Origin of the sequence: Streptomyces sp. NPDC059787 (genome assembly GCF_042732315.1) — a bacterium.
GTDB lineage: Bacteria > Actinomycetota > Actinomycetes > Streptomycetales > Streptomycetaceae > Streptomyces > Streptomyces atrovirens.
Genome location: NZ_JBHWHX010000002.1, coordinates 96,317 through 117,884, shown reverse-complemented (window position 1 = coordinate 117,884; position 21,568 = coordinate 96,317). Strand labels below are relative to the sequence as shown.

The following is a 21,568-nucleotide window of genomic DNA, read 5'->3' as shown; positions in this document are numbered from 1 at the left end:
CATTAACCTCGTCGCTCATGGCGAGGCTGCATCTCTTCGATCTCGACGGCACCCTGCTCCACGGCACCTCGGCTCCCGTGGAGATCTCGCGGCAACTGGGAGTGGAGGCCGAGGCGGTGGCCCTTGACCGGGCGATCTCCTCCGGCCTGATCGGACCACCGGAGTACGCCACACAGGTGCACACCCTCTGGGCCGGTCTCACCGAGGCGCATGTGGCGGCGGCGTTCGAAGCGGCTCCATGGCTGGCCCGTATCCGCGAGGTCTGGGCGGAGCTCACACGGAACGGTGACTACTGCGCCGTTGTCTCGCTGTCCCCGTCCTTCTTCGTGGAGCGGCTCACCGACTGGGGTGCGCACGCGGCGTACGGCTCTCGCTTTCCCACCGTGCCGTTCGTGGAGCCCGTGGACCCGGCCGGCGTCCTCAACGCGGCGGCCAAGGTCCGGATCGCCGACCGTCTGTGCGCGGAGTTCGGGGTGACCCGCGCGGACTGCGTCGCTTATGGCGACTCGATGTCGGACAAGGACCTGTTCGGCGCGGTGCCGGTCTCCGTCGCGGTCAACGCGGACCGGCACCTGACCGGCCTCGCGACCCACTCCTACACCGGGCAGGACCTCTGGGAAGCCTACGAACTGGTGCGGGCCGCGTAAGGTTCGGGTGTCACCCCAGGTCGGGGGCGTGCATGGCGCGTACGCCCTCGATGTTGCCGTCCAGGTAGTGCCGCAGCGACAGCGGTACCAGGTGGACGGAAGCGATCCCGACGCGGGTGAACGGCACGCGGACGATCTCGTACTCGCCGACGGGTTCGTCGACCTCCGGGCCGTGGCGCAGGGAGGGGTCCATGGATTCCAGGCGGCATACGAAGAAGTGCTGCACCTTCACGCCGGTGGCGCCGCCGTCCTCGCCGATGTGCTCCACGGTGTCGACGAAACAGGGCACCACGTCGGTGATCTTCGCGCCGAGCTCCTCGTACACCTCCCGGTGCAGGGCGTCCACGACGGTGGAGTCCTCCGGCTCCACTCCGCCGCCCGGGGTGAGCCAGTAGGGATCCACACCGGGTTTGGTGCGCTTGATCAGAATCAGGTTCTCGCCGTCCAGCAGAACGGCTCGGGCGGTGCGCTTGACCACGGGTCGGACGGTCATGGAGGAAATGTGGCCCGGCTGGTTCCACGTGAAACATCGCGGGAGGGCAGCGGCCGGCTTCCCATGGTGGGACACCGGACCGGCGGGTCAGCACCAGCCGGTGGCCGCCCGCTCCAGCCACTCGTGGGCCCGCGCGATGTGCGGCATCGCCAGCGTGCCGGTGCGGACCACCAGGAAGTACGTACGCAGCGGAGGCACTGTCGGTTCGTGCAGGGGCACCACGTCACCCCGCCCGAGCGCGCCCGCGCACAGGTAGCGGGGCAGCACCGCCAGCCCCGCTCCCGCGGCGGTGCAGGCCAGCACCGCGCGTAGATCCGGGACGATGACGGTGCCCGGGGCAACGGGGCGGGAGTCGAAGACGGAGGCCCAGTAGCGGGCGACGAAGGGCAGCGACTCGTGCACCTCGATCACCGGGACGTGTTCCAGGACCGACGGACCCGTGCGGTGGAGCGTGCCGGAGCCGATCCGCTCGGCCCAGTGCGGGGCGGCGACCAGGACGTGCTCCTCGTCGCAGAGCGCGGTCGCCGAGAGGAGGGCGCCGCGCGGCCGGACCGTGCCGATGGCCAGATCATGATGTCCGGCGGACAGCCCATCGAGGACCTCCTCGGCGGTGCCGAAGGAGGCGCGCAGGGCGAAGCTCTGGGCGTCCTCGCCGGTCAGCTCCGTGAGCGCGGGCAGTGCCCGCTCGGCGGTGAACTCCGGAGGGCCGGCCAGATGCAGCGTCCGTAAGGAGGAGTCCTCCTCCAGCCCGGACTCGGCTATCTCCACCAGGGCGTCGAGATGTGGCGCCGCCTTGTGGGCGAGCTCGTCCCCGATGGTCGTCGGTGTCACACCGCGCGCCTGCCGAAGGAAGAGGGGCCGCCCCAGCTGCCGTTCCAGCGTCCGTATCTGCGAGGTGACGGCCGGCTGGGAGAGGCCGAGCAGGGCGGCGGCGCGGGTGAAGGAACCGGCCCGGTGCACGGTCACGAAGGTCCGCAGCAAGGCCAGATCCACGCCACACCCTCCCTCGCCGGACCGGCTCCGGCCCGGACGTCCAACTATAAATAAGTCGATAGGCCGCTGTCGCTACCGTGATTGGACACTGACACTGAGTCAACTAGCCTTGGTCGCGCGGTTCTTCGCGCGCAGAACCGAGGACGGTCCGAGCCACGAGGGGGGAGGCTCGGACCGTCCGCCGCAGTGTGCCGGGCGCCTGCCGGCCCGGCCGGTCAGCCGGCTGATGCGTCCAGGGCGCGCAGTACGTCCGCGACCAGGTCCTCCGGGTCCTCGGCGCCCACGGAGAAGCGGATGAAGCCCTCCGGCACCGCGTCACCGCCCCAGCGCCCGCGCCGCTCCGCCGTGGACCGCACGCCGCCGAAGCTCGTCGCGTCGTCCACGATCCGCAGCGCGTCGAGGAAGCGGTCGGCACGCGCGCGCGTGGGCAGTGTGAAGGACACCACGCACCCATAGCGCCGCATCTGCTGCGAGGCGATCTTGTGCGAGGGGTCGTCGGGCAGCCCCGGATAACGCAGCCCCGTGACCTCGGACCGCTCCCGCAGCGCCCGGGCGAGCGTCAGCGCGGTGGCGTTCTGCCGGTCGACGCGGAGCTGGAGCGTGGCGATCGAGCGGTGCGCGAGCCAGGCCTCCATGGGCCCCGGAATGGCACCGACGATCTTGCGCCAGCGGCGGACGGCGGTCATGGCCTCGGCGTTCCGGCCGGTGACGTACCCCAGGAGCACGTCGCCGTGCCCGGTGAGCTGCTTGGTGCCGCTGGCCACCGAGAAGTCGGCGCCGAGCTCCAGCGGGCGCTGGCCGAGCGGCGTCGCGAGGGTGTTGTCCACGGCGACCAGGGCACCGCGCGCGTGCGCCGCCTCGGCCAGCCGTCGTACGTCGCACACGTCGAGCCCCGGATTCGAGGGCGTCTCGATCCACAGCAGCTTCGCGCCGTCGAGGACCTCGAGCTGGGCGTCGCCGCCCGTCGGCGCGGTCCGCACCTCGATGCCGTACGTCTCCAGCTGCTCCCGCACCAGGGGCAGGGCCTGGTAGCCGTCGTTCGGCAGGACGACCGTGTCCCCGGCGCGCAGCTGGGAGAAGAGAACCGAGGAGATCGCGGCCATGCCCGAGGCGAACACCAGGGCCTCGACATCGTCCCGGCCGGGCGCCTCCAGCTCGCCGATGGCCCGTTCCAGCAGCGTCCAGGTCGGGTTCTCGTCCCGGCCGTAGGTGTACGGGCCGGTGGGGTCGCCCGGCAGATGGAAGTGGGCGGCGAACACCGGCCCGGGCAGGGTCGGCTCGTGCTTGACCGGCTCGGGCAGTCCGGCCCGCACCGCGCGGGTGCCGTCGCCCGCCCCGTCCGGCAGCGTCGGCCCGTGGCCCGCGCCCGTCGTCGAATCGTTCATGCCACTCGTCCTTCCACCTGCTCACGTACCGCGGCGAGCAGTCCGGTGCTCGCCGCCTCCACCATCTCAAGACACGCGTCGAATCCGTCCGCGCCCCCGTAGTAGGGGTCCGGGACGTCGAGATCGTCGCCGGCGGCGGGATCGTAGGAGCGCAGCAGACGCACCTTGTCCGCGTCCCGTTGTGTGGGCGCGAGGCGGCGCAGTGCCCCGAGGTGGCCGGAGTCGAGCGCGATGACGGCATCGAGGCGGGCGAACCGGGACGGGTCGAACCGCCGGGCCGTGTGGCCGGCGTCATAGCCGTTCTCCCGCAGCACGGTCACCGTGCGGGGATCGGCGCCCTCGCCCTCGTGCCAGCCGTCCGTACCGGCACTGTCCACCTCGACCAGGCCGTCGAGCCCGGCCTCCGCCACCCGCGCGCGGAAGACGGACTCGGCCATCGGGGAGCGGCAGATGTTGCCGGTGCAGACGAAACAGACGCGGTAGGTCATCGGTTTCAGTCCCCGTCGGGCAGGACGACGTTGAGCGCCCAGGAGACGACGGAGATGATCAGGCCGCCCAGTACGGCCGTCCAGAAGCCCTCCACGTGGAAGCTCAGGTCGAGCTGATCGGCGAGCCAGGAGGTGAGCATCAGCATCAGCGCGTTCACCACCAGGGTGAACAGTCCGAGCGTCAGGATGAGCAGGGGGAGGCTCAGCAGCTTCACCACCGGCTTGACCAGGAAGTTCACCAGTCCGAATATCAGCGCGACCAGGAGCAGCGTGCCGATCTCCTTGCCCGTGCTGTCACCGGTCAGGGTGATGTCGTCGAGCAGCCACACCGCGACCGCCAGGGCGCCCGCGTTGGCGATCGTCTTGACTAGGAAATTCATCATGTGTCTGATCGTGGCAGACACGATCGGACTCGGGCAGTGAGGCAGGGGCGGAACAGGCGATGAAGGCATTCCGGCTGGACGAACTGGAGGCGGAGCGCGCCGCCAACGACGGGGCATACCTGCAGTTTCTGCGCGAGCGGAACATGTCGGTCGGCCTCTACGCCCTGGACGCCGGCGCCCAGGACCCGCAGCAGCCGCACAGTCAGGACGAGGTGTACTTCGTCGTCAGCGGCCGCGCGGCGATCACCGTCGGCATGGAGACCACCCAGGTGGCACGCGGCAGCGTCGTGTACGTACCGGCCGGAGTGGCCCACAGGTTCCACCACATCAGCGAGGACCTGCGGGTTCTGGTGGTGTTCTCTCCCCCCGAGAGCTGAGGGGCGCCGTCGGGGTTCCCTAGGGGAACGGTCAGGGACGGACAAGGGCTCCGAGCCCTCCGCCGGAGCACCCGCCGCCCTAGCATCGAGTGCAGGACATCATCGACACGACCCGGCACTCGGCGGGCGGAGAGGTAAGGACGAGGGCGATGCGAGAGATCTTCGCGGGACTGCCGTGGTGGGTGAAGTGGATCGCGGTGCCGGTCATCGCCCTGGTCGTGTTCGGCGGGCTGATAGCGAGCGTGGTCGGCTTCGTGATCGGACTGCTCTTCAAGGCGCTGGTCTTCGTGGCGCTGGTCGGCGGACTGATCTACGTCGTACGGAAGTTCACATCGAGTTCCTCGTCGCGCAGCGACTGGTGAGCCGAGGGGGACCGGTGAAGCGGTAACAGGAATCACCGGTTCCCTCGGGCGGGGGAAGTTTCTCCGGCGGGCCGTCCGCACGCGGTGACAGCCCGTTAGAGTCCGGAACTCGACGCGGGGACGATCCCCGCGAGCGGCAACCCCCACCCGTGTTCCCCGCACGGGCTGCCCCCTCGCGTTTCGGGAGTGACCCTTGGCCACGACTGGCACCGGCTCCGCGCAGCTGACCGCGGTCCCCCCGCAGCCCCGCTCGCCGGCGCCACCCGCACCGCCGCCCACCGCCACGCTCATCGGCTCCGTCCAGCGAGCCATGCGCCTGCTGGAGACCGTCGCCGGGCACGGCTACGGGGCTCCGGCCAAACAACTGGCCCGCGAGACCGGACTGGCGCTCCCCACCACGTACCACCTGCTGCGCACCCTGGTGCACGAGGGCTATCTGCGCCGCGACAAGGGGCTGTTCTTCCTGGGGGAGGCGGCGGAGCGGCTGAGCAGCAGCGGAGCGGAGCAGAAACGTCGCAGCACGGTGGCCGACACCCTCGCCCGCTGGCGGGACGCGATCGGAGCCCCCGTGTACTACGCCGTGTACCGCGAGGGCGAGATCGACGTCGTCTGTGTCTCCGACACCCCCGCCCACCCCGCGGTCGAGGAGTGGGCCGACTTCCGGGAGACCGGACACGCCCACGCGATCGGCCAGTGCCTGCTCTCCCAGCTCGACGAGGACGCCCGCCGTGACCACCTCGACCGCCACCCCGTGCGGTCCGTCACGCCGTACACCGTGCGCGACGACCACAGCCTGCTGAGGCGCCTGGAGCGGACGCGGCGCATGGGGCCCGTGATGGAGCGTCAGGAGTACGTGCTGGGCACGGTCTGCGCGGCGATCCCCGTCACCGTCGGCTCCGTGGCCGCGTCGGTGGCCATCTCGCTGCCCACGCACCAGGCCGACCGGCTCGTCCCCGCAGCACAGCGACTGCAGGCCGAGATGGAGCATTTCGTCGGGTCACTCACGCTGTCTATCAGTATCTGAAAACTCACTCCTTGTGATCTGCTGTGTACGTTCAGCAAGATTCCCTCTGGTGTCAGGGTCCATGCCCGGCCAGTCCGTGGCGAATGACGGGGTAGGCGATGCGCGAATCCGTACAGGCAGAGGTCATGATGAGCTTTCTCGTGTCGGAGGAGCTGTCCTTCCGCATCCCGGTGGAGCTCCGCTACGACACCTGTGATCCCTACGCCGTGCGGCTGACCTTCCACTTGCCGGGGGACGCCCCCGTGACCTGGGCGTTCGGCCGGGAGCTGCTGATCGACGGCGTCGGACGGCCGTGCGGGGAGGGTGACGTACGCGTCTCGCCGGTGGATCCTGACATGCTGGGCGAGGTGCTGATCCGGCTTCAGGTCGGCAGCGACCAGGCACTGTTCCGTTCGTCGACGGCGCCGCTCGTGGCCTTCCTCGACCGCACCGACAAGCTGGTGCCACTGGGCCAGGAGGGGGCGCTCGCCGACTTCGACGCCCACCTCGACGACGCACTGGACCGGATCCTGGCGGAGCAGAGCGCCGGCTGAAGCGTTACGCCAGTCGGGTGGACCGGTGGCGGAACGCTTCAGCGCGCTCCGCCCGCCACGCGGGACATCAGCGCTTACGGCGTCTGCCCCGCCCGCCGCGCCCCACGGCCGGCCGCGCCTCCGGTGCCTGCCCGGCTCCCTGCGTCTGTGCCGGTCCGGCTCCCTGCGCCCGTGCCTGAGCCGTCGGGCGGTCGGCCGAGACCACCAGTGCGGCCAGGGCCGTGGTCACCGGCACCGAGGCCACCAGGCCGATCGAGCCGATCAGGGTGCGTACGATCTCCTCCGCGACCAGCTCACTGTTGGCGACCGTCCCCACGCTGCTCTGCGCGATGGAGAACAGCAGCAGCAGCGGCAGCGCGGCGCCCGCGTAGGCGAGGACCAGCGTGTTGACCACGGACGCGATGTGATCGCGGCCGATGCGGATGCCCGCGCGGTACAGCCCGCGCCAGCCCGTCGACGGGTTGGCCTCGTGCAGCTCCCAGACCGCGGACGTCTGGGTGACCGTCACGTCGTCGAGGACACCGAGCGAACCGATGATGACGCCGGCCAGCAGCAGACCGCTCATGTCGATCCCGGGATACAGCCCGTGGATCAGACCGGTGTTGTCGTCGGTGTTGCCGGTCAGTGCGGCCCACCCGATGAACACCGAACCCAGGAAGCCGATCAGCAGCAGCGAGATCAGTGTGCCGAGCACCGCCACCGACGTACGCGCCGACAGCCCATGACACAAATACAGCGCGATCAGCATGATCGCGCTCGCCCCCACCACCGCCACGACCAGTGGGTTCGACCCCTGCAGGATCGCGGGCAGGATGAAGAAGTTGAGCACCAGGAAGCTGATCGCCAGTGCGACCAGCGCCATGACGCCGCGTAGCCGTCCCACGGCCACGACGGCGAGCGCGAAGATGCCCGCGAGCAGCGCCATCGGGAAGCGCCGGTTCACATCGGTGACCGAGTACTGGAGGTCCTCGGGCGCGGAGGGCTCGTAGGCCACCACGACCTTCTGGCCCTCGTGCAGTTGCCGGGACTGGTCCGGCTGCACGATCTCGTTGAACGTACGGCCCTTGTCGTCACCGGTGTCGACCCGGATCGTCGCCTTCTTGCAGGCGCCGTCCGCCTGCTGCTGGGCGGAGGAGCCCTCGGCGGTGGAGGTGTCGCCGGTCGGTACGCCTCCGGAGGCGTTGACGGACTGACAGCTCAGCTCGACCACCTTGGTGACCGTGGCGTGCTGCGTCTGCCGGTCGAAACCGACGCCGGTGCGCTCGTGCGCCGGGGCGCCGCCCGGCCACAGCACGGCGAGCCCGATCAGCACCGCCGCCGCGAACGGGATGAGGATCGCCGCGATGACCTTGCGCAGGTGCTGGGAGACGGGCGCCGCCGGGCCGTGACCGTGGCTGTGCCCATGGGCGTGCCCGTGGGCGTGGCCGCCGCCGTCTCCGGCGCCGGGCGCGCGTGACGGTTCGGGCGGTGGAAACGGAGGAGGTTGAGTGGGGGTCACCGCCCGATCATCGCAAGAACGGGATGGGGCCCTCTGTTCACCGCGCCAGAAATGACGCTAGCGTGGAGTCGCTTTTGTACACGCGGGAGCTCGGAGCACCGGGCTGAGAGGGCGCTGACCTCCGTCCCAGCGACGTTTCACATGAAACATCACCGAAGGCGAGTGATGTTTCCCACGGAACGTCGGCAGACGGAAACCGCTGCGTCGACCGCCGAACCTGTTACCGGGTAATGCCGGCGTAGGGAGTAGGTCTCATGACCAACAAGGACGCACGCACGCCTGCCTCCACGCAGAACTCCGCCCAGGAGGAGAACACGGAGGCCGGGAAGTCCATCGGCTGGCACAAGGCGTACGTCGAGGGCACACGCCCCGACCTGCGGGTGCCGGTCCGTCAGGTGCACCTCACCAACGGGCGGTCGGTCACGCTGTACGACACATCGGGCCCGTACACCGATCCGCTCGTCGACACCGACGTCCGCCGGGGCCTGGCCCCGCTGCGGGAGAACTGGATCACCGCCCGCGGCGACACTGAGGAGTACGCGGGCCGTCCCGTCCGTCCCGAGGACGACGGGATCAAGCACACCTCTCCGCGCGGGGGCCTGCGCAATCTGGACGCCGTGTTCCCCGGCCGGCCGCGCCTGCCGCGCCGGGGCCGCGCGGGCCAGGCGGTCACACAGCTGGCGTACGCGCGCCGCGGCGAGATCACACCCGAGATGGAGTACGTGGCGACCCGGGAGAACGTCGCGCCCGAAGTGGTCCGTGAGGAGATCGCGGCGGGCCGTGCGGTGCTGCCGACCAACGTCAACCACCCGGAGATCGAGCCGATGATCATCGGCAAGCGGTTCCTGGTGAAGGTCAACGCCAACATCGGCAACTCGGCGGTGACGTCCTCCATCGAGGAGGAGGTCGAGAAGATGACCTGGGCGACCCGCTGGGGCGCCGACACGGTCATGGACCTCTCCACCGGCCGGAACATCCACACCACCCGCGAGTGGGTGCTGCGCAACTCCCCCGTCCCCATCGGCACCGTGCCGCTCTACCAGGCCCTGGAGAAGGTCGACGGCCGGGCCGAGGAACTGACCTGGGAGATCTACAAGGACACGGTCGTCGAGCAGGCCGAGCAGGGCGTGGACTACATGACGGTCCACGCGGGCGTGCGCCTGGCGTACGTGCCGCTCACCGCGAACCGCAAGACCGGCATCGTCTCGCGCGGTGGCTCGATCATGGCCGCGTGGTGTCTGGCGCACCACAAGGAGTCGTTCCTGTACGAGAACTTCGAGGAGCTCTGCGAGATCCTCGCCGCGTACGACGTCACGTACTCGCTCGGCGACGGTCTGCGGCCCGGGTCCATCGCGGACGCCAACGACGAGGCGCAGTTCGCGGAGTTGCGCACGCTCGGGGAACTCAACACGGTCGCGAAGCGTTTCAACGTTCAGACCATGATCGAAGGCCCGGGGCACGTCCCGATGCACAAGATCAAGGAGAACATCGACCTTCAGCAGGAGATCTGCGATGAAGCCCCGTTCTATACGCTCGGCCCGCTGACGACGGACGTCGCGCCCGCGTACGACCACATCACGTCCGGCATCGGCGCCGCGATGATCGCCTGGTGGGGCACGGCCATGCTCTGCTACGTCACGCCCAAGGAGCACCTGGGCCTGCCCAACCGTGACGACGTCAAGACCGGCGTCATCACCTACAAGATCGCCGCCCACGCCGCCGACCTCGCCAAGGGCCACCCGGGTGCCCAGGAGTGGGACGACGCGCTGTCCGACGCCCGCTTCGAGTTCCGGTGGGAGGACCAGTTCAACCTCGCCCTCGACCCGGACACGGCACGCGAGTTCCACGACGAGACCCTGCCGGCGGAACCCGCCAAGACGGCCCACTTCTGCTCGATGTGCGGCCCGAAGTTCTGTTCCATGAAGATCAGCCAAAGCATCACGGAGCGGTTCGGCGGTACGGCGGCCGAGGGGGTCTCCCCCGAGGAGATCGCCGAGGGCATGCTCCAGAAGTCCAGGGAGTTCGCCGAGGCGGGCAACCGGGTGTACCTCCCGCTGGCGGACTGAGTCCTTCTCGGGCATCCGGTCCGGTGTGCCGCGCACCGGACCGGATGCTCCGGCTCCGTCATCTCGTGGTGTCGTGCGGGTACCGGCGGAGCCCCACCGGGTCGCCGCCCGGGTCCTGGTCGTGGAGCGGCGGGCAACGCCGTGCGCGCCGAACCGTCGGACCGACCGGGTACCTCTCGCCTCACTCCGTGCTCAGGTTCCCGCGCCTGCGTGGGGGAGCGGCCTCATAACGGAAGCAGCACGATGGCGCTCGGCCACGTCATGATCTCTACTGTCGCTGACCATGGACGGGATCGATGTACTCAACGGCGTCGTGGGCGCCGTGCTCGGCATGTTGTTCGCCGTGTTGTTCCAACAGCCCCTGCAGGACGCGTGGTTCCGGCTCCGCAGGCGTTCGACGAGCGTGATACGGAGCCTGGGGCGCCGGGAGGAGTCGGGTCCCGCCTGGCGGGCTTTCTCCCTCGGGCCGTTGCACACCCCCGCACTGATCGTCGAAGGCGACGGGGAGACTCCCATATCGCCCGAGGCCATTCATGTCCACGTACTGGACGACGAGGTGGAACTGCCTCCGGACATGACCGGCTGGCGGGACGAGATAGCCGAGGAGAGCGAGCGGCTGCAAACGGAGGGAGGAGCTCCGCTGTGGAACGGTCCGCGGTACGCCGTCGATTCCCTGGACGTCTCCCGTACCGCTCTCGAAGAGAAGTCCGAGGTGCACCTGAGGCTCCGTCCGACCGATTACTACACCTTCCTGGCCGCACGACAACTCGACCGCCGGCTTCCGGACGGTACGACGCCCCGGTCCCGTTACCTGGATCCGGACGAGCCGTTGAAGGCCCCCTCCTTCCTGCAGTGCAGCCTGGGCGTCAATGTCGCGGTGGTCACCGCCGACGACATGCTCGTGGTGACCCGACGCAGCGATCGGGTCCGTACGGCACCGGGCGTCTGGAACTCCTCCGTCAACGAGGGACTGTCGAGACACATCGATTCCTCCGGGAGGAACGCACCTGATCTCCACGCGGTGGCCCGCCGCGGAATGCGGGAGGAACTGTCCCTGGAGCCCCACGAATACTCGCTCGACCTCCTGGCCTTCGTGCTGGACGTGGACGGCCGGGGCTGGAGCGCCCACTTCCACGCACGGCTGAAGGACCTCGGGAGCACGGGCCTCCAGACGCGCATGAGCCGGGGCGTGGCTGACCGGTGGGAGCACCGGACCATCGACTTCGTCCCCTTCCGTCCGGCGACGGTGGTCAGGTACCTGCTGCGGGAGGACCGCGTCCACCGGTGGGCGGCGACGGCACCCGCGCTGTTCCACCTCGCTCTCGTGCACGCCTTCAGCCGCTCGACCGTCGAACGGGTCGAGGCGCAGGTTCTCCGCCGCCTGTAGTGCACACCGGCCTCGTGCGGTCATCGATGGAGATCCCCCGGGACATCCGTCGTGAACACGGCGGAAGCCGGGACGAGACCGAGGAGGGTGCGGCCCGGAAGCCGAAGGGGTTCGCGGCCACGGGCAACCGCGTGCGCCTGCCGATCACGGGCCGGGCGTTCGCCGCAGGCGGCGCGGAGGCGGTGCCCGCCGTGGGTGCCGCTTCCGCAGCGCGGCAGGTGTGGTGGCCCCTCCCCTTCGCCGGGGCGGGTGGGCAGACTGGCCCCATGACAGCGAGTCCGATGAGCAAGGGGTCCAATCTTCCCGTCGATGCCCGCGTGGTGCGCGTTGAGCTCGCTTGGGCGGCCGGGGCCGGTGTGCCCGACATCGATGCCTCGGCGCTGCTCCTCACGGAGGCCGGGCGGGTGCGGGACGACGGGGACTTCGTCTTCTACAACCAGCCTCGTCACACGTCCGGCGCCGTGACGCATCTCGGGAAACAGCGCGGAGCGCGGGACACGACCGACACCGTGGAGGTGGATCTGGGGGCCGTGGAAGGGGTGGTCGAGCGGATCGTGCTGTGCGCGTCGGCGGACGGCGGGACGTTCGGGCAGGTGCCCGGACTGGTGCTCAGGCTGCTCGACGCCGGGGCGGGGACCGAGCTGGCCCGGTTCGACATGGCGGCGGGGACGGAGACCGCCTTCATCGGCGGCGAGTTGTACCGGCGGCAGGGGAAGTGGAAGTTCCGGGCGGTGGGGCAGGGGTACGCCTCCGGGCTCGCGGGTCTTGCCACGGACTTCGGCATCACCGTGGACGACGCGCCCCCGGCCTCGTCCGCCTCCCCCGCGGCCACCACGCCTCCGGTCCCGCCGGTCTCGCCCGCGGCCACCTCGGCCCCGGTTCCGCCGCCCCCGTCCGTGCCTCCCGCCGTGCCGGTCGCGCCCGCCCAGCAGTCTGCCGTGCCCCACCCCCACCCCGGTGCTCCGCGGCTCACCAAGGGCGAGGAGAGGCTGCCCGTCGACATGCGCAAGCGGTTGTCGCTGCGCAAGGAACAGGTGGCGGTCAGTCTGCGCAAGCACGGGGCCGCCGAGGTCACCGCGCGCGTCATCCTCGTACTCGACGCCTCCGGGTCCATGTCCTTCCTGTACTCCAAGGGGGTCGTGGCCGACGTCGTCGAGCGGATGGCGGCGGTCGCCGCGCAGCTGGACGACGACGGCGAGATGCAGGCCTGGACGTTCGCCTCGAACCCGGCCCGGCTGCCGGATCTGCGGCTGGGGGAGCTTCCCGAGTGGCTGCGGCTGCATGTGCGGGTGGGGGAGGTGGGCCTGTTCCGGCGCGGGCGGAAGAAAGGGCTGGAGCCCAGCCAGGTCGACATGCGGGACGTGGGCATCCAGAACGAGGAGCAGAAGGTCATCGCCGAGGTGCGGGCGTTCGTCCGGGGCAATCCCGCGTCCGCTCCGACCCTCGTCCTGTTCTTCTCCGACGGCGGCGTCTACCGCAACAAGGAGATCGAGCACGAGCTCCGTGAGGCGGTGGAGGAACCGGTCTTCTGGCAGTTCGTTGGGCTGGGCAAGTCCCATTACGGTGTGCTGGAGCGGTTCGACACGCTGCCGGGACGCCGCGTCGACAACGTCGGGTTCTTCGCCGTCGACGACATCAGCACCGTGCCGGACGCGGAGCTGTACGACCGTCTGCTCTCCGAGTTCCCGCAGTGGATCACGGCCGCGGGACGGGCGGGAATCCTCTGAGACCCGGCCCGACCGTCCGGCCCGTCGCCGGATCCGTCCATCCGGCTCGCGCCTCCGGTACGGAGAGCGCAAGCCGACGGACGGGCCGCCCGGCTACTCCGGCTGGTGCTCCGGTCCCCCGAAGTCCGGGCTCGAGTAGTCCGGACTGGAGTAGCTCGGCCGTGTGCCACGGGCCGCTCCCTCCCCCGGGCTGGAGAAGCCCGGCCGGTCGTACCCCAGGTGCGGGATACGGCTGGTCGGCGGGGGTGGCGCCGTGTGCTGCAGCGCGGTGACCGTCGCCGGGTCGGTGAGCGCGTCCCGCAGGAACGGCAGGATCCCCCGCTCCAGCAGGGCCTCGCGCCAGGCGTCCCTGGCCAGGGTCACTTCCTCGTCGAGTTCGTCGTACGACCTGCCGAGCGCCGAGGGCTTGTTGCGCAGTGCGGTGAGCAGCAGGCCCACGGCGGCGACGAGGATGGCGACCGCCGTCACCGCGCCGAACACCCACCCCGTGGTGAGCATGGTCCGGGCGAACGCGGCGTCGGGGTCGAGCATCCGCAGGATGTAGCCGACGAGCAGGAAGATCGCGGCCGCGGTTCCGGCCAGGACGGGTGCCAGGACGGCGACGACGGCGACGGCACCGGCCCCGGTGGTCTCGGCGACCTCTCCCATGGTGGCGGCGAGCCCCATCGGGTTCGTGCCCGGTTCGGTGGAGCCGGACTCGCGGACGGACGAGATGGACGACTCCGGTGGCCGGCGCCGTTCCTCGCGGACCTTCACATAGTGCTGGTACTCGGTCGCCGCAGCCGTCGTGATGATCGCCGTGGCGTCGAGTGCCATCGTGCGCAGTTGTTCCGAGTTGAGCCGCTGTCCGACCGCGGCCAGTTCCGGGTGGTGTGGTGCGGAGCGCAGCGCCTCATCGAGAATCCGCTGGTATTCCTGGCGGTCCTCGCTCAGCAGGTGCTGCGGAACGCTGTTCATGTGCATCCCCCGATGCTCCGTAGGGCTTGGGGCTCGGCATGCTGACGAGCCGTCGGGCAGAAACGGAGGGGAGCCTGCTACGGATAAGCCGATGGTAGAGCGGTGACGGCGCGCGGTGACAGGGGGTTTACCGAAATTGGCACGTGCACGGGGCGGTTGCGGGCCGCACGGGCACGGCCCGCTGAACCGTCAGACGACCAGCGGCAGTTGCTGGACCAGCAGTTTTCCGGCCATGGTGACCCCGCCGTCCATCGCGATGGCGAGTCCGTCGGCGTAGACATGAGGTCCGGTGACCACGGGGCCGCTGTCGTCCTCGCCGTCCTCGGAACCGACCTGGCCCGTCAGATAGGGGATCGGGCTGTGGCCGTGAACGACCCGGGTGCCGCCGTACGTATCCAGCAGGGAGCGCACCGCGTCGGCGCCGCCCTCGTCACGGAAGGAGAACCGCTTGGTGAACTTGCGGAACAGGTCCCAGACCTCGTCGGCGTCGTTGCGGGTGAGCGTCTCGCGGACGGTGTCGTTGACCTCTTCGATGGAGCGGCCGTAGTCGAGGTAGGCGGTGGTGTCGGAGTGCAGCAGCAGATGGCCGTCGACCGCCTCGACGGCGTCGAGGCGGGACATCCACTGCAGGTGGTGGTCCTGGAGACGGTCCATGTCGGTCTTCTGCCCGCCGTTGAGCAGCCAGGCCGCCTGGAAGGTGGCGGTGCCGGCCCCGGAGTTGACGGGGGTGTCGCCGAACCGCTTGGCGCCGATCAGCAGCAGCTCGTGGTTGCCCATGAGGGCCTTGCAGTAGCCGCCGGCGGCGGCGGCCTCGGCGGACAGCCGCATCACGAGGTCGATGACGCCGATGCCGTCCGGGCCGCGGTCGGTGAAGTCGCCGAGGAACCACAGCCGCGCGGTGCCGGCGCACCACTGGCCCGCCGAGTCGAGCAGGCCCTGCTCCTGGAGGGCGGCCACCAGTTCGTCGAGATAGCCGTGGACGTCGCCGACCACGTACAGCGGTCCCTGGCCGGTGGCGGGCTGCGGGGCGGGGACGGACGCGGGGTCGACGGTCACCTGAACAGTGTCACCCCGATTGATGACGGGGAGGTCCCGCTGGGTGGGTGTGTATCCCTCCGGGTAGGTCTCCTCGGAGGGCGGGACGACGTCGCCGGGGTGTGTGCTCTGGGCGTACGGACCGGTCTCGTGGACGTACGCGGGCACCCGGAAGTCGCGCAACGTCGCCGTCCGCTCCACCTCGGGTCCCTGACCGGCCCCCTGAGTCATCGACCCCTCCACCATCGCGCCGCTTCTGCACCGCGTCGGACTGCCTGGTCGCAGCGGCCCGCGGTGTCGTGGGCCCATCATAGGAATGCGGATCGCGCCGTGTGATGACCCAGGGGTGGTGAATCAGAGCAAGACTCCGGTTCGCCGCGGCTTTCGCCCCGTTTGAGCCGGTCTTCGTCCGCCCTGGACTCGTCCCTGCCGCGCACTTTCCGCCAGTGACCGGCCACCGTCGTGTTCCGGGGGCCCACCTGTTTCGCCCGGAGGGGCGACCGGAGAGCCCTTTCGTTCCTCTCCCCCGGGGATGCCGCGGAACTGCCGCTTCCCCCCTCCGGAAGCGGAAGCTCCACACCCCGACGGCGACACACCCCACCGGGGCCCCTGCCCCGGCCACCAGGGCTCCCGCAGGCGCCGATCCACGGGAGCGGGGTGTGGTGGTGCGGCGGAGGCCGCCGCACACCCGGTCCCCACCCCGGCCCACCGTGGCGGCACGGTACGAGCCCGACTACGGCGGCCTCGCCGCACCACCACACCCCCGACCCACGATGCGACCCCGAGCGGGCTCCCCGCCTCACGACCCCTTCGGCGACCTCGGCGGGCTGACCGTCGTACGAGGCGGACGCCGCTGCGAGGAGGTCCGCACGATCAGCTCGGTCGGTATGACCTGCTCCACCGGCTGGTCCGAGTCGACCCCCTCGATGGCGTCGATGAGCAGCTGGATCACCGCCGTGCCGATGCGACGCGGTTTGAGGGAGAGCGTGGTGACGGGCGGCTCGGTGTTGGCGTAGACCGCGGACTCGCTGCAGCAGACGAGCAGCAGGTCGTCCGGGACGCGCAGGCCGTAGCGGCGGGCGGCGGCGAGCAGGTCGGTGCCGTTCGGATCGAACAGGCCGTAGACGGCGTCGGGCCGGTCGGGGCGGGCGAGCAGCCGGTCGGCGGCGACGGTGCCCGCGCACGGATCGTGCGCGGGGTAGGCCTCGTAGACCGGGTCCTGGCCCACACGCTCGCACCAGCGCAGATACGCGGTGGTCGACAGGTGGGTGTACGTGTCGGTGGTGGTGCCGGTGAGCAGGCCGATGCGGCGGGCGCCGGCGTCGGCGAGGTGGTCGAGGATGCCCGTCACGGCGGCCTCGTGGTCGTTGTCGACCCAGGCGGTGACCGGCAGCGAGCCGGCCGGGCGGCCGTCGGAGACGACCGGTAAGCCCTGGCGGACCAGCTCGCTGACGACCGGGTCCTGGTCGGAGGGGTCGATGACGACCGTGCCGTCCAGGGCGACGTTGGACCACACGTCGTGGCGGGAGGTCGCGGGCAGGATGACGAGGGCGTAGCCGCGGGCGAGCGCGGCGGAGGTGGCGGCGCGCGCCATCTCGGCGAAGTACGCGAACTCGGTGAAGGTGAAAGGTTCATCCCCGTACGTCGTCACGGTCAGGCCGATGAGTCCGGACTTTCCGGTGCGGAGCGTACGGGCGGCGGCCGAGGGGCGGTACCCCAGTCTGTCGGCCACCTCGCGGACGTGGCGCCGGGTGGCGTCCGGGAGCCTGCCCTTGCCGTTGAGGGCGTCGGAGACGGTCGTGATGGAGACTCCGGCGGCGGCGGCCACGTCCCTGATGCCCGCTCGTTCCGGCCGGCTGCTTCGGCGTGAGGTATCCGCGCGGCTCACCTGGTGCTTCCCTGCTGCTGTCATGGCGAGCCGATAGTAGGGCTCATGCGGTGGGGTAGGGCGGACGCATATGCACGCATCGACAGGCACGTTTCTGCATGATCATTTATAACCAATTGCCTTGGAAGTAAAGGACGTTGAACGTTCCCATGCCAGGAGCTGGCGTGTCGGCGCATGCGAGCCTGCCGTGGGTGCGATGTTGCGAAGAGGTCTCAACTCACCTGCACGGGGGACGCGCGCCACGGCGCAAGCCACCGGCGCGTAGATATATGTACGGCGCGCCCCTGGCCCGCACGCCATTCGTACACCTTCGGGTTACGTTGCCCTTGTTGCCGCTGTGGCGTACGAGGCAGGCGTGAGCATCCGCCGCTCCTCTACGCAGCGGCGGCGAATCCTCTTAAGGTGAGCAGTATTGGATGTCGGCGGCGGACACAGGTGCCGCCGGTCTTCGCGAGGAGGACTGCGGTGAGCGAGACGAGCCCCAAGCTGCGCGCCGAGCTGGAGGGGATCCCCACGTACAAGCCGGGCAAGCCGGCGGCGGCCGACGGACCGGTGGCGTACAAGCTGTCCTCCAACGAGAACCCCTATCCGCCGCTGCCGGGCGTGATGGAGACCGTGACGGCCGCGGCCTCCTCCTTCAACCGGTACCCGGACATGGCCTGTACGGCGCTGATGGCCGAGCTGTCCGAGCGCTTCGGCGTCCCGGTGTCCCATGTGGCCACCGGCACCGGATCGGTCGGTGTCGCCCAGCAGCTGGTGCAGGCCACGGCGGGCCCGGGCGACGAGGTGATCTACGCCTGGCGGTCCTTCGAGGCGTACCCGATCATCACGCAGATCAGCGGTGCCACCTCGGTCAAGGTGCCGCTGACCCCGGGCGATGTGCACGACCTGGACGCGATGGCCGAGGCGATCACCGACCGGACCCGGCTCGTCTTCGTCTGCAACCCCAACAACCCGACCGGCACGGTCGTGCGGCGGGCCGAGCTGGAGCGTTTCCTCGACCGGGTGCCGAGCGATGTCCTGGTGGTGCTCGACGAGGCCTACCGCGAGTTCATCCGGGACACCGAGGTGCCGGACGGCGTCGAGATCTACCGCGAGCGGCCCAACGTCTGCGTCCTGCGGACCTTCTCCAAGGCGTACGGCCTGGCGGGGCTGCGCGTCGGTTTCGCCATCGCCCACGAGCCGGTGGCGGCGGCGCTGCGCAAAACGGCGGTGCCGTTCGGGGTGAGCCAGATCGCGCAGGACGCGGCGATCGCCTCGCTGCGCGCCGAGGACGAGCTGATCGGCCGGGTCGGCTCGCTGGTCTGTGAGCGCAACCGCGTGATGGACGCGCTGCGGGACCAGGGCTGGACGGTGCCCGAGACCCAGGCCAACTTCGTCTGGCTGCGGCTGGGGGAGCGCACGGCGGCGTTCGCGCAGGCGTGTGAGCAGGCGGGTGTGGTCGTCCGGCCGTTCCCCGGGGAGGGCGTGCGGGTCACGGTCGGCGAGACCGAGGCGAACGACATCTTCCTGAAGGTGACGGAAGGCTTCCGCAGGCAGCTCTGACCAGCGCGCATGTCCAGGCGGTCGGCGGCTTGCCCGCCGGCCGCCTTCGTGTGTGCCGGAAGCGCGCGCGGAGGGGTCGACGTCACAGGGGACCCCCCTTCCCGGTCGGAAAAGCAGTAGGTCATAATTGCTTGTGAATGTGAACGCGTTCACAAGCGCATCCCGTTTTCTTCCGAGATGTCGGGGACGAACGGGATCAAGCAGGCCGCCGCGACCACGGCGAAGTAAGGAGCGACGACGTGGATCTGGCTCTGGCGCCGGAGACCCTGGCGCGATGGCAGTTCGGTATCACCACCGTCTACCACTTCCTCTTCGTTCCCCTGACGATCTCCCTCGCCGCCCTCACCGCGGGGCTGCAGACCGCCTGGGTGCGCACGGAGAAGGAGAAGTACCTCAAGGCGACGAAGTTCTGGGGCAAGCTCTTCCTGATCAACATCGCGATGGGTGTGGTCACCGGCATCGTGCAGGAGTTCCAGTTCGGCATGAACTGGTCCGACTACTCGCGGTTCGTCGGTGACGTCTTCGGTGCCCCGCTCGCCTTCGAGGCCCTGATCGCCTTCTTCTTCGAGTCCACCTTCATCGGGCTGTGGATCTTCGGCTGGGACAAGCTGCCCAAGAGGATCCACCTGGCCTGCATCTGGATGGTCTCGATCGGCACCCTGCTGTCGGCGTACTTCATCCTCGCCGCCAACTCCTGGATGCAGCATCCGGTCGGCTACCGGATCAACGAGGAGAAGGGCCGGGCCGAGCTCACCGACTTCTGGCTGGTGCTCACCCAGAACACCACCCTCAACCAGGTCTTCCACAGCTTCTCGGCGGCCTTCCTGACCGGCGGCGCCTTCATGGTGGGCATCGCCGCCTTCCACCTGATGCGCAAGAAGCACATCCCGGTGATGCGGACCTCGCTCCGGCTCGGCCTGGTCACCCTGGCCGTCGGCGGACTGTTCACCGCGATCAGCGGCGACACCCTCGGCAAGGTCATGTACGAGCAGCAGCCGATGAAGATGGCCGCCGCCGAGGCCCTGTGGGACGGCGAGGAACCGGCGCCGTTCTCCGTGTTCGCCTACGGCGATGTCGACCAGGGCCACAACAAGGTCGCCCTGGAGATCCCCGGCCTGCTGTCCTTCCTCGCCCACAGCGACTTCGAGTCGTACGTGCCCGGCATCAACGACACCAACGAGGCCCTCCAGGAGAAGTTCGGCCCCGGCGACTACAAGCCCATCGTTCCGGTCGCCTACTGGGGCTTCCGCTGGATGATCGGCTTCGGCATGGCCTCCTTCTCGCTCGGTCTGCTCGGCCTGTGGCTCACCCGCAAGAAGTTCCTGCTCCCGGCCGCCCACCGCACCGGCGAGGACGAGGTCCCGCACCTGGTGCTGCTGAAGCAGCCCCTCGGCTCCCGGCTCACCCGGCTGTACTGGCTCCTGGCGCTGTGGACCATGGCGTTCCCGCTGATCGCCAACGCCTGGGGCTGGATCTTCACCGAGATGGGCCGGCAGCCCTGGGTCGTCTACGGAGTGATGCGGACCGAGGACGCCGTCTCCCCCGGTGTCTCCACGGCCGAGGTCATCACCTCGATGTCCGTCTTCACCCTGCTCTACGCCGTCCTGGCCGTCATCGAGGTCAGGCTGCTCGCCAAGTACGTCAAGGCGGGCCCGCCCGAGCTCAGTGACTCCGACCTCAACCCGCCCACGAAGCTCGGCGGCGACCACCGTGACGCCGACAGGCCGATGGCCTTCTCGTACTAGGCCGAGGGAGCTGCACCGTCATGGAACTGCACGACGTCTGGTTCGTCCTGATCGCCGTCCTGTGGACCGGCTACTTCTTCCTGGAGGGCTTCGACTTCGGGGTCGGCATCCTCACCCGGCTGCTCGCCCGCGACCGCGCCGAGAAGCGGGTACTGATCAACACCATAGGCCCCGTCTGGGACGGCAACGAGGTGTGGCTGCTCACGGCCGGCGGCGCGACCTTCGCCGCCTTCCCCGAGTGGTACGCCACCCTCTTCTCCGGTTTCTACCTGCCGCTGCTGCTCATCCTGGTCTGTCTGATCGTCCGCGGTGTCGCCTTCGAGTACCGGGCCAAGCGGCCGGAGGAGAACTGGCAGCGCAACTGGGAGACGGCGATCTTCTGGACCTCGCTGCTCCCGGCCTTCCTGTGGGGCGTGGCCTTCGGGAACATCGTGCACGGCGTGAAGATCGACGCCGAGTTCGAGTACGTGGGCAACGTCTGGGACCTGCTCAACCCGTACGCCCTGCTGGGCGGCCTGGTCACGCTGACGCTGTTCACCTTCCACGGCACGGTGTTCACGGCGCTGAAGACGGTCGGTGAGATCCGGGAGCGGGCACGGAGGCTGGCCCTGCGCGTCGGTCTCGTCACCGCCGTACTGGCGTCGGCCTTCCTGCTGTGGACCCAGGCCGACCGCGGCGACGGCAGCAGCCTGGTCGCGCTGGTCGTGGCGGTCGCCGCACTGGTCGCAGCCCTGCTGGCGAACCGGGCGGGCCGCGAAGGATGGTCGTTCACCCTGTCCGGCCTCACCATCGTGGCCGCGGTGGCGATGCTCTTCCTGACGCTGTTCCCGAACGTCATGCCGTCCACCCTGGACGCCGACTGGAGCCTGACCGTCACCAACGCCTCCTCCAGTCCCTACACCCTGAAGATCATGACCTGGCTCGCGGTGATCGCCACACCGGTGGTGCTGCTCTACCAGGGCTGGACGTACTGGGTGTTCCGCAAGCGGATCGGCACCCAGCACATCGCCGATCCCGTGCACTGAGGTGTGTTTC

At 69.8% G+C, this 21,568-nt stretch carries 20 protein-coding genes and 1 riboswitch; of the genes, 11 read left to right on the top strand and 9 right to left on the bottom strand.

Features of this window, described 5'->3' with window-relative positions; all coding sequences use genetic code 11:
* Positions 1-17: 17 nt before the first annotated feature.
* Entirely contained in the window at positions 18-647 is a 630-nt protein-coding gene (locus tag ACFV5H_RS02520; protein WP_385046933.1) for an HAD family hydrolase, read from the top strand.
* Between the two features lie 10 nt (positions 648-657).
* Here ACFV5H_RS02520 and ACFV5H_RS02515 read toward each other — a convergent pair whose 3' ends face one another.
* From ACFV5H_RS02515 to ACFV5H_RS02495, 5 genes are all read right to left on the bottom strand, one after another.
* On the bottom strand, positions 658-1,140 hold the full coding sequence (locus ACFV5H_RS02515; protein WP_385046936.1) for an NUDIX domain-containing protein: 483 nt from the start codon (positions 1,138-1,140) through the stop codon (positions 658-660).
* Positions 1,141-1,227: 87 nt separating this feature from the next.
* Positions 1,228-2,133, bottom strand: a complete 906-nt coding sequence (locus ACFV5H_RS02510) for a LysR family transcriptional regulator (RefSeq protein WP_385046939.1) — start codon at positions 2,131-2,133, stop codon at positions 1,228-1,230.
* Positions 2,134-2,348: 215 nt separating this feature from the next.
* Positions 2,349-3,518: a cystathionine gamma-lyase gene (locus tag ACFV5H_RS02505; protein WP_385046942.1), complete on the bottom strand. Its 1,170-nt coding sequence runs from the start codon at positions 3,516-3,518 to the stop codon at positions 2,349-2,351.
* A complete protein-coding gene (locus ACFV5H_RS02500; RefSeq protein WP_385046945.1) occupies positions 3,515-4,006 on the bottom strand; it encodes a low molecular weight protein-tyrosine-phosphatase in 492 nt (163 codons plus the stop codon). Before ACFV5H_RS02500 ends, ACFV5H_RS02505 begins: the two co-directional genes overlap by 4 nt.
* A gap of 5 nt (positions 4,007-4,011) precedes the next feature.
* Positions 4,012-4,389 (bottom strand): phage holin family protein, encoded by a 378-nt coding sequence (locus ACFV5H_RS02495; protein ID WP_073933356.1) that lies wholly within the window; start codon positions 4,387-4,389, stop codon positions 4,012-4,014.
* A gap of 59 nt (positions 4,390-4,448) precedes the next feature.
* On the opposite strand from ACFV5H_RS02495, the gene ACFV5H_RS02490 reads away from it, so the two are divergent.
* From ACFV5H_RS02490 to ACFV5H_RS02475, 4 genes are all read left to right on the top strand, one after another.
* Positions 4,449-4,766 carry a cupin domain-containing protein gene (locus ACFV5H_RS02490; protein ID WP_385046948.1) on the top strand — a complete coding sequence of 106 codons (318 nt, stop codon included), beginning with the start codon at positions 4,449-4,451 and terminating at the stop codon, positions 4,764-4,766.
* Positions 4,767-4,915: 149 nt separating this feature from the next.
* Positions 4,916-5,128: a DUF5326 family protein gene (locus tag ACFV5H_RS02485; RefSeq protein ID WP_361746897.1), complete on the top strand. Its 213-nt coding sequence runs from the start codon at positions 4,916-4,918 to the stop codon at positions 5,126-5,128.
* A gap of 193 nt (positions 5,129-5,321) precedes the next feature.
* Positions 5,322-6,152 (top strand): IclR family transcriptional regulator, encoded by an 831-nt coding sequence (locus ACFV5H_RS02480; RefSeq protein WP_385192369.1) that lies wholly within the window; start codon positions 5,322-5,324, stop codon positions 6,150-6,152.
* Between the two features lie 98 nt (positions 6,153-6,250).
* Positions 6,251-6,685 carry an SsgA family sporulation/cell division regulator gene (locus ACFV5H_RS02475; RefSeq protein WP_189557243.1) on the top strand — a complete coding sequence of 145 codons (435 nt, stop codon included), beginning with the start codon at positions 6,251-6,253 and terminating at the stop codon, positions 6,683-6,685.
* A 67-nt stretch (positions 6,686-6,752) separates the two neighbouring features.
* Here the strand turns inward: ACFV5H_RS02475 and ACFV5H_RS02470 are convergent, their stop codons facing one another.
* Positions 6,753-8,183, bottom strand: coding sequence for a YibE/F family protein (locus tag ACFV5H_RS02470; RefSeq protein ID WP_385192367.1), 1,431 nt, complete (start codon positions 8,181-8,183; stop codon positions 6,753-6,755).
* A gap of 72 nt (positions 8,184-8,255) precedes the next feature.
* A riboswitch (TPP riboswitch) is annotated at positions 8,256-8,445 on the top strand.
* On the opposite strand from ACFV5H_RS02470, the gene thiC reads away from it, so the two are divergent.
* The 3 genes from thiC (at position 8,438) to ACFV5H_RS02455 (ending at position 13,363) form a co-directional block, all read left to right on the top strand.
* Positions 8,438-10,249, top strand: coding sequence for a phosphomethylpyrimidine synthase ThiC (gene thiC / locus ACFV5H_RS02465; RefSeq protein ID WP_385192365.1), 1,812 nt, complete (start codon positions 8,438-8,440; stop codon positions 10,247-10,249). It overlaps the preceding riboswitch by 8 nt.
* Before the next feature lie 283 nt (positions 10,250-10,532).
* Entirely contained in the window at positions 10,533-11,636 is a 1,104-nt protein-coding gene (locus ACFV5H_RS02460; RefSeq protein WP_385046959.1) for a hypothetical protein, read from the top strand.
* A 266-nt stretch (positions 11,637-11,902) separates the two neighbouring features.
* The gene (locus tag ACFV5H_RS02455; RefSeq protein ID WP_385192362.1) at positions 11,903-13,363 is read left to right on the top strand and encodes a VWA domain-containing protein; all 1,461 of its coding nucleotides are present in this window, start codon (positions 11,903-11,905) and stop codon (positions 13,361-13,363) included.
* Positions 13,364-13,456: 93 nt separating this feature from the next.
* On the opposite strand, the gene ACFV5H_RS02450 is transcribed toward ACFV5H_RS02455, so the two are convergent.
* The 3 genes from ACFV5H_RS02450 to ACFV5H_RS02440 form a co-directional block, all read right to left on the bottom strand.
* Positions 13,457-14,326 (bottom strand): hypothetical protein, encoded by an 870-nt coding sequence (locus ACFV5H_RS02450; RefSeq protein ID WP_385046965.1) that lies wholly within the window; start codon positions 14,324-14,326, stop codon positions 13,457-13,459.
* A 183-nt stretch (positions 14,327-14,509) separates the two neighbouring features.
* The gene (locus tag ACFV5H_RS02445) at positions 14,510-15,601 is read right to left on the bottom strand and encodes a metallophosphoesterase (RefSeq protein WP_385046967.1); all 1,092 of its coding nucleotides are present in this window, start codon (positions 15,599-15,601) and stop codon (positions 14,510-14,512) included.
* A gap of 553 nt (positions 15,602-16,154) precedes the next feature.
* Positions 16,155-17,267 carry a LacI family DNA-binding transcriptional regulator gene (locus ACFV5H_RS02440; protein WP_385046970.1) on the bottom strand — a complete coding sequence of 371 codons (1,113 nt, stop codon included), beginning with the start codon at positions 17,265-17,267 and terminating at the stop codon, positions 16,155-16,157.
* Positions 17,268-17,708: 441 nt separating this feature from the next.
* Here ACFV5H_RS02440 and hisC point away from each other — a divergent pair, with 441 nt between their 5' ends.
* From hisC to cydB, 3 genes are all read left to right on the top strand, one after another.
* Complete coding sequence (gene hisC, locus ACFV5H_RS02435; RefSeq protein WP_385192359.1) at positions 17,709-18,788, top strand: histidinol-phosphate transaminase; 1,080 nt, start codon at positions 17,709-17,711, stop codon at positions 18,786-18,788.
* A 239-nt stretch (positions 18,789-19,027) separates the two neighbouring features.
* On the top strand, positions 19,028-20,533 hold the full coding sequence (locus tag ACFV5H_RS02430) for a cytochrome ubiquinol oxidase subunit I (RefSeq protein WP_385046977.1): 1,506 nt from the start codon (positions 19,028-19,030) through the stop codon (positions 20,531-20,533).
* 20 nt (positions 20,534-20,553) lie between these two features.
* Positions 20,554-21,558, top strand: coding sequence for a cytochrome d ubiquinol oxidase subunit II (cydB, locus tag ACFV5H_RS02425; RefSeq protein ID WP_385046980.1), 1,005 nt, complete (start codon positions 20,554-20,556; stop codon positions 21,556-21,558).
* The last annotated feature ends 10 nt before the right edge of the window (positions 21,559-21,568 follow it).

What these genes read in the sequence shown, in the direction of transcription:
- ACFV5H_RS02520 (WP_385046933.1), top strand. Translation starts at nt 18, where the DNA reads ATGGCGAGGCTGCATCTCTTCGATCTCGACGGCACCCTGCTCCACGGC.
- ACFV5H_RS02515 (WP_385046936.1), bottom strand. Translation starts at nt 1,140, where the DNA reads ATGACCGTCCGACCCGTGGTCAAGCGCACCGCCCGAGCCGTTCTGCTG.
- ACFV5H_RS02505 (WP_385046942.1), bottom strand. Translation starts at nt 3,518, where the DNA reads ATGAACGATTCGACGACGGGCGCGGGCCACGGGCCGACGCTGCCGGAC.
- ACFV5H_RS02500 (WP_385046945.1), bottom strand. Translation starts at nt 4,006, where the DNA reads ATGACCTACCGCGTCTGTTTCGTCTGCACCGGCAACATCTGCCGCTCC.
- ACFV5H_RS02495 (WP_073933356.1), bottom strand. Translation starts at nt 4,389, where the DNA reads ATGATGAATTTCCTAGTCAAGACGATCGCCAACGCGGGCGCCCTGGCG.
- ACFV5H_RS02490 (WP_385046948.1), top strand. Translation starts at nt 4,449, where the DNA reads ATGAAGGCATTCCGGCTGGACGAACTGGAGGCGGAGCGCGCCGCCAAC.
- ACFV5H_RS02485 (WP_361746897.1), top strand. Translation starts at nt 4,916, where the DNA reads ATGCGAGAGATCTTCGCGGGACTGCCGTGGTGGGTGAAGTGGATCGCG.
- ACFV5H_RS02475 (WP_189557243.1), top strand. Translation starts at nt 6,251, where the DNA reads ATGCGCGAATCCGTACAGGCAGAGGTCATGATGAGCTTTCTCGTGTCG.
- thiC (WP_385192365.1), top strand. Translation starts at nt 8,438, where the DNA reads ATGACCAACAAGGACGCACGCACGCCTGCCTCCACGCAGAACTCCGCC.
- ACFV5H_RS02460 (WP_385046959.1), top strand. Translation starts at nt 10,533, where the DNA reads ATGGACGGGATCGATGTACTCAACGGCGTCGTGGGCGCCGTGCTCGGC.
- ACFV5H_RS02455 (WP_385192362.1), top strand. Translation starts at nt 11,903, where the DNA reads ATGACAGCGAGTCCGATGAGCAAGGGGTCCAATCTTCCCGTCGATGCC.
- ACFV5H_RS02450 (WP_385046965.1), bottom strand. Translation starts at nt 14,326, where the DNA reads ATGCACATGAACAGCGTTCCGCAGCACCTGCTGAGCGAGGACCGCCAG.
- ACFV5H_RS02445 (WP_385046967.1), bottom strand. Translation starts at nt 15,601, where the DNA reads ATGGTGGAGGGGTCGATGACTCAGGGGGCCGGTCAGGGACCCGAGGTG.
- ACFV5H_RS02440 (WP_385046970.1), bottom strand. Translation starts at nt 17,267, where the DNA reads ATGACAGCAGCAGGGAAGCACCAGGTGAGCCGCGCGGATACCTCACGC.
- cydB (WP_385046980.1), top strand. Translation starts at nt 20,554, where the DNA reads ATGGAACTGCACGACGTCTGGTTCGTCCTGATCGCCGTCCTGTGGACC.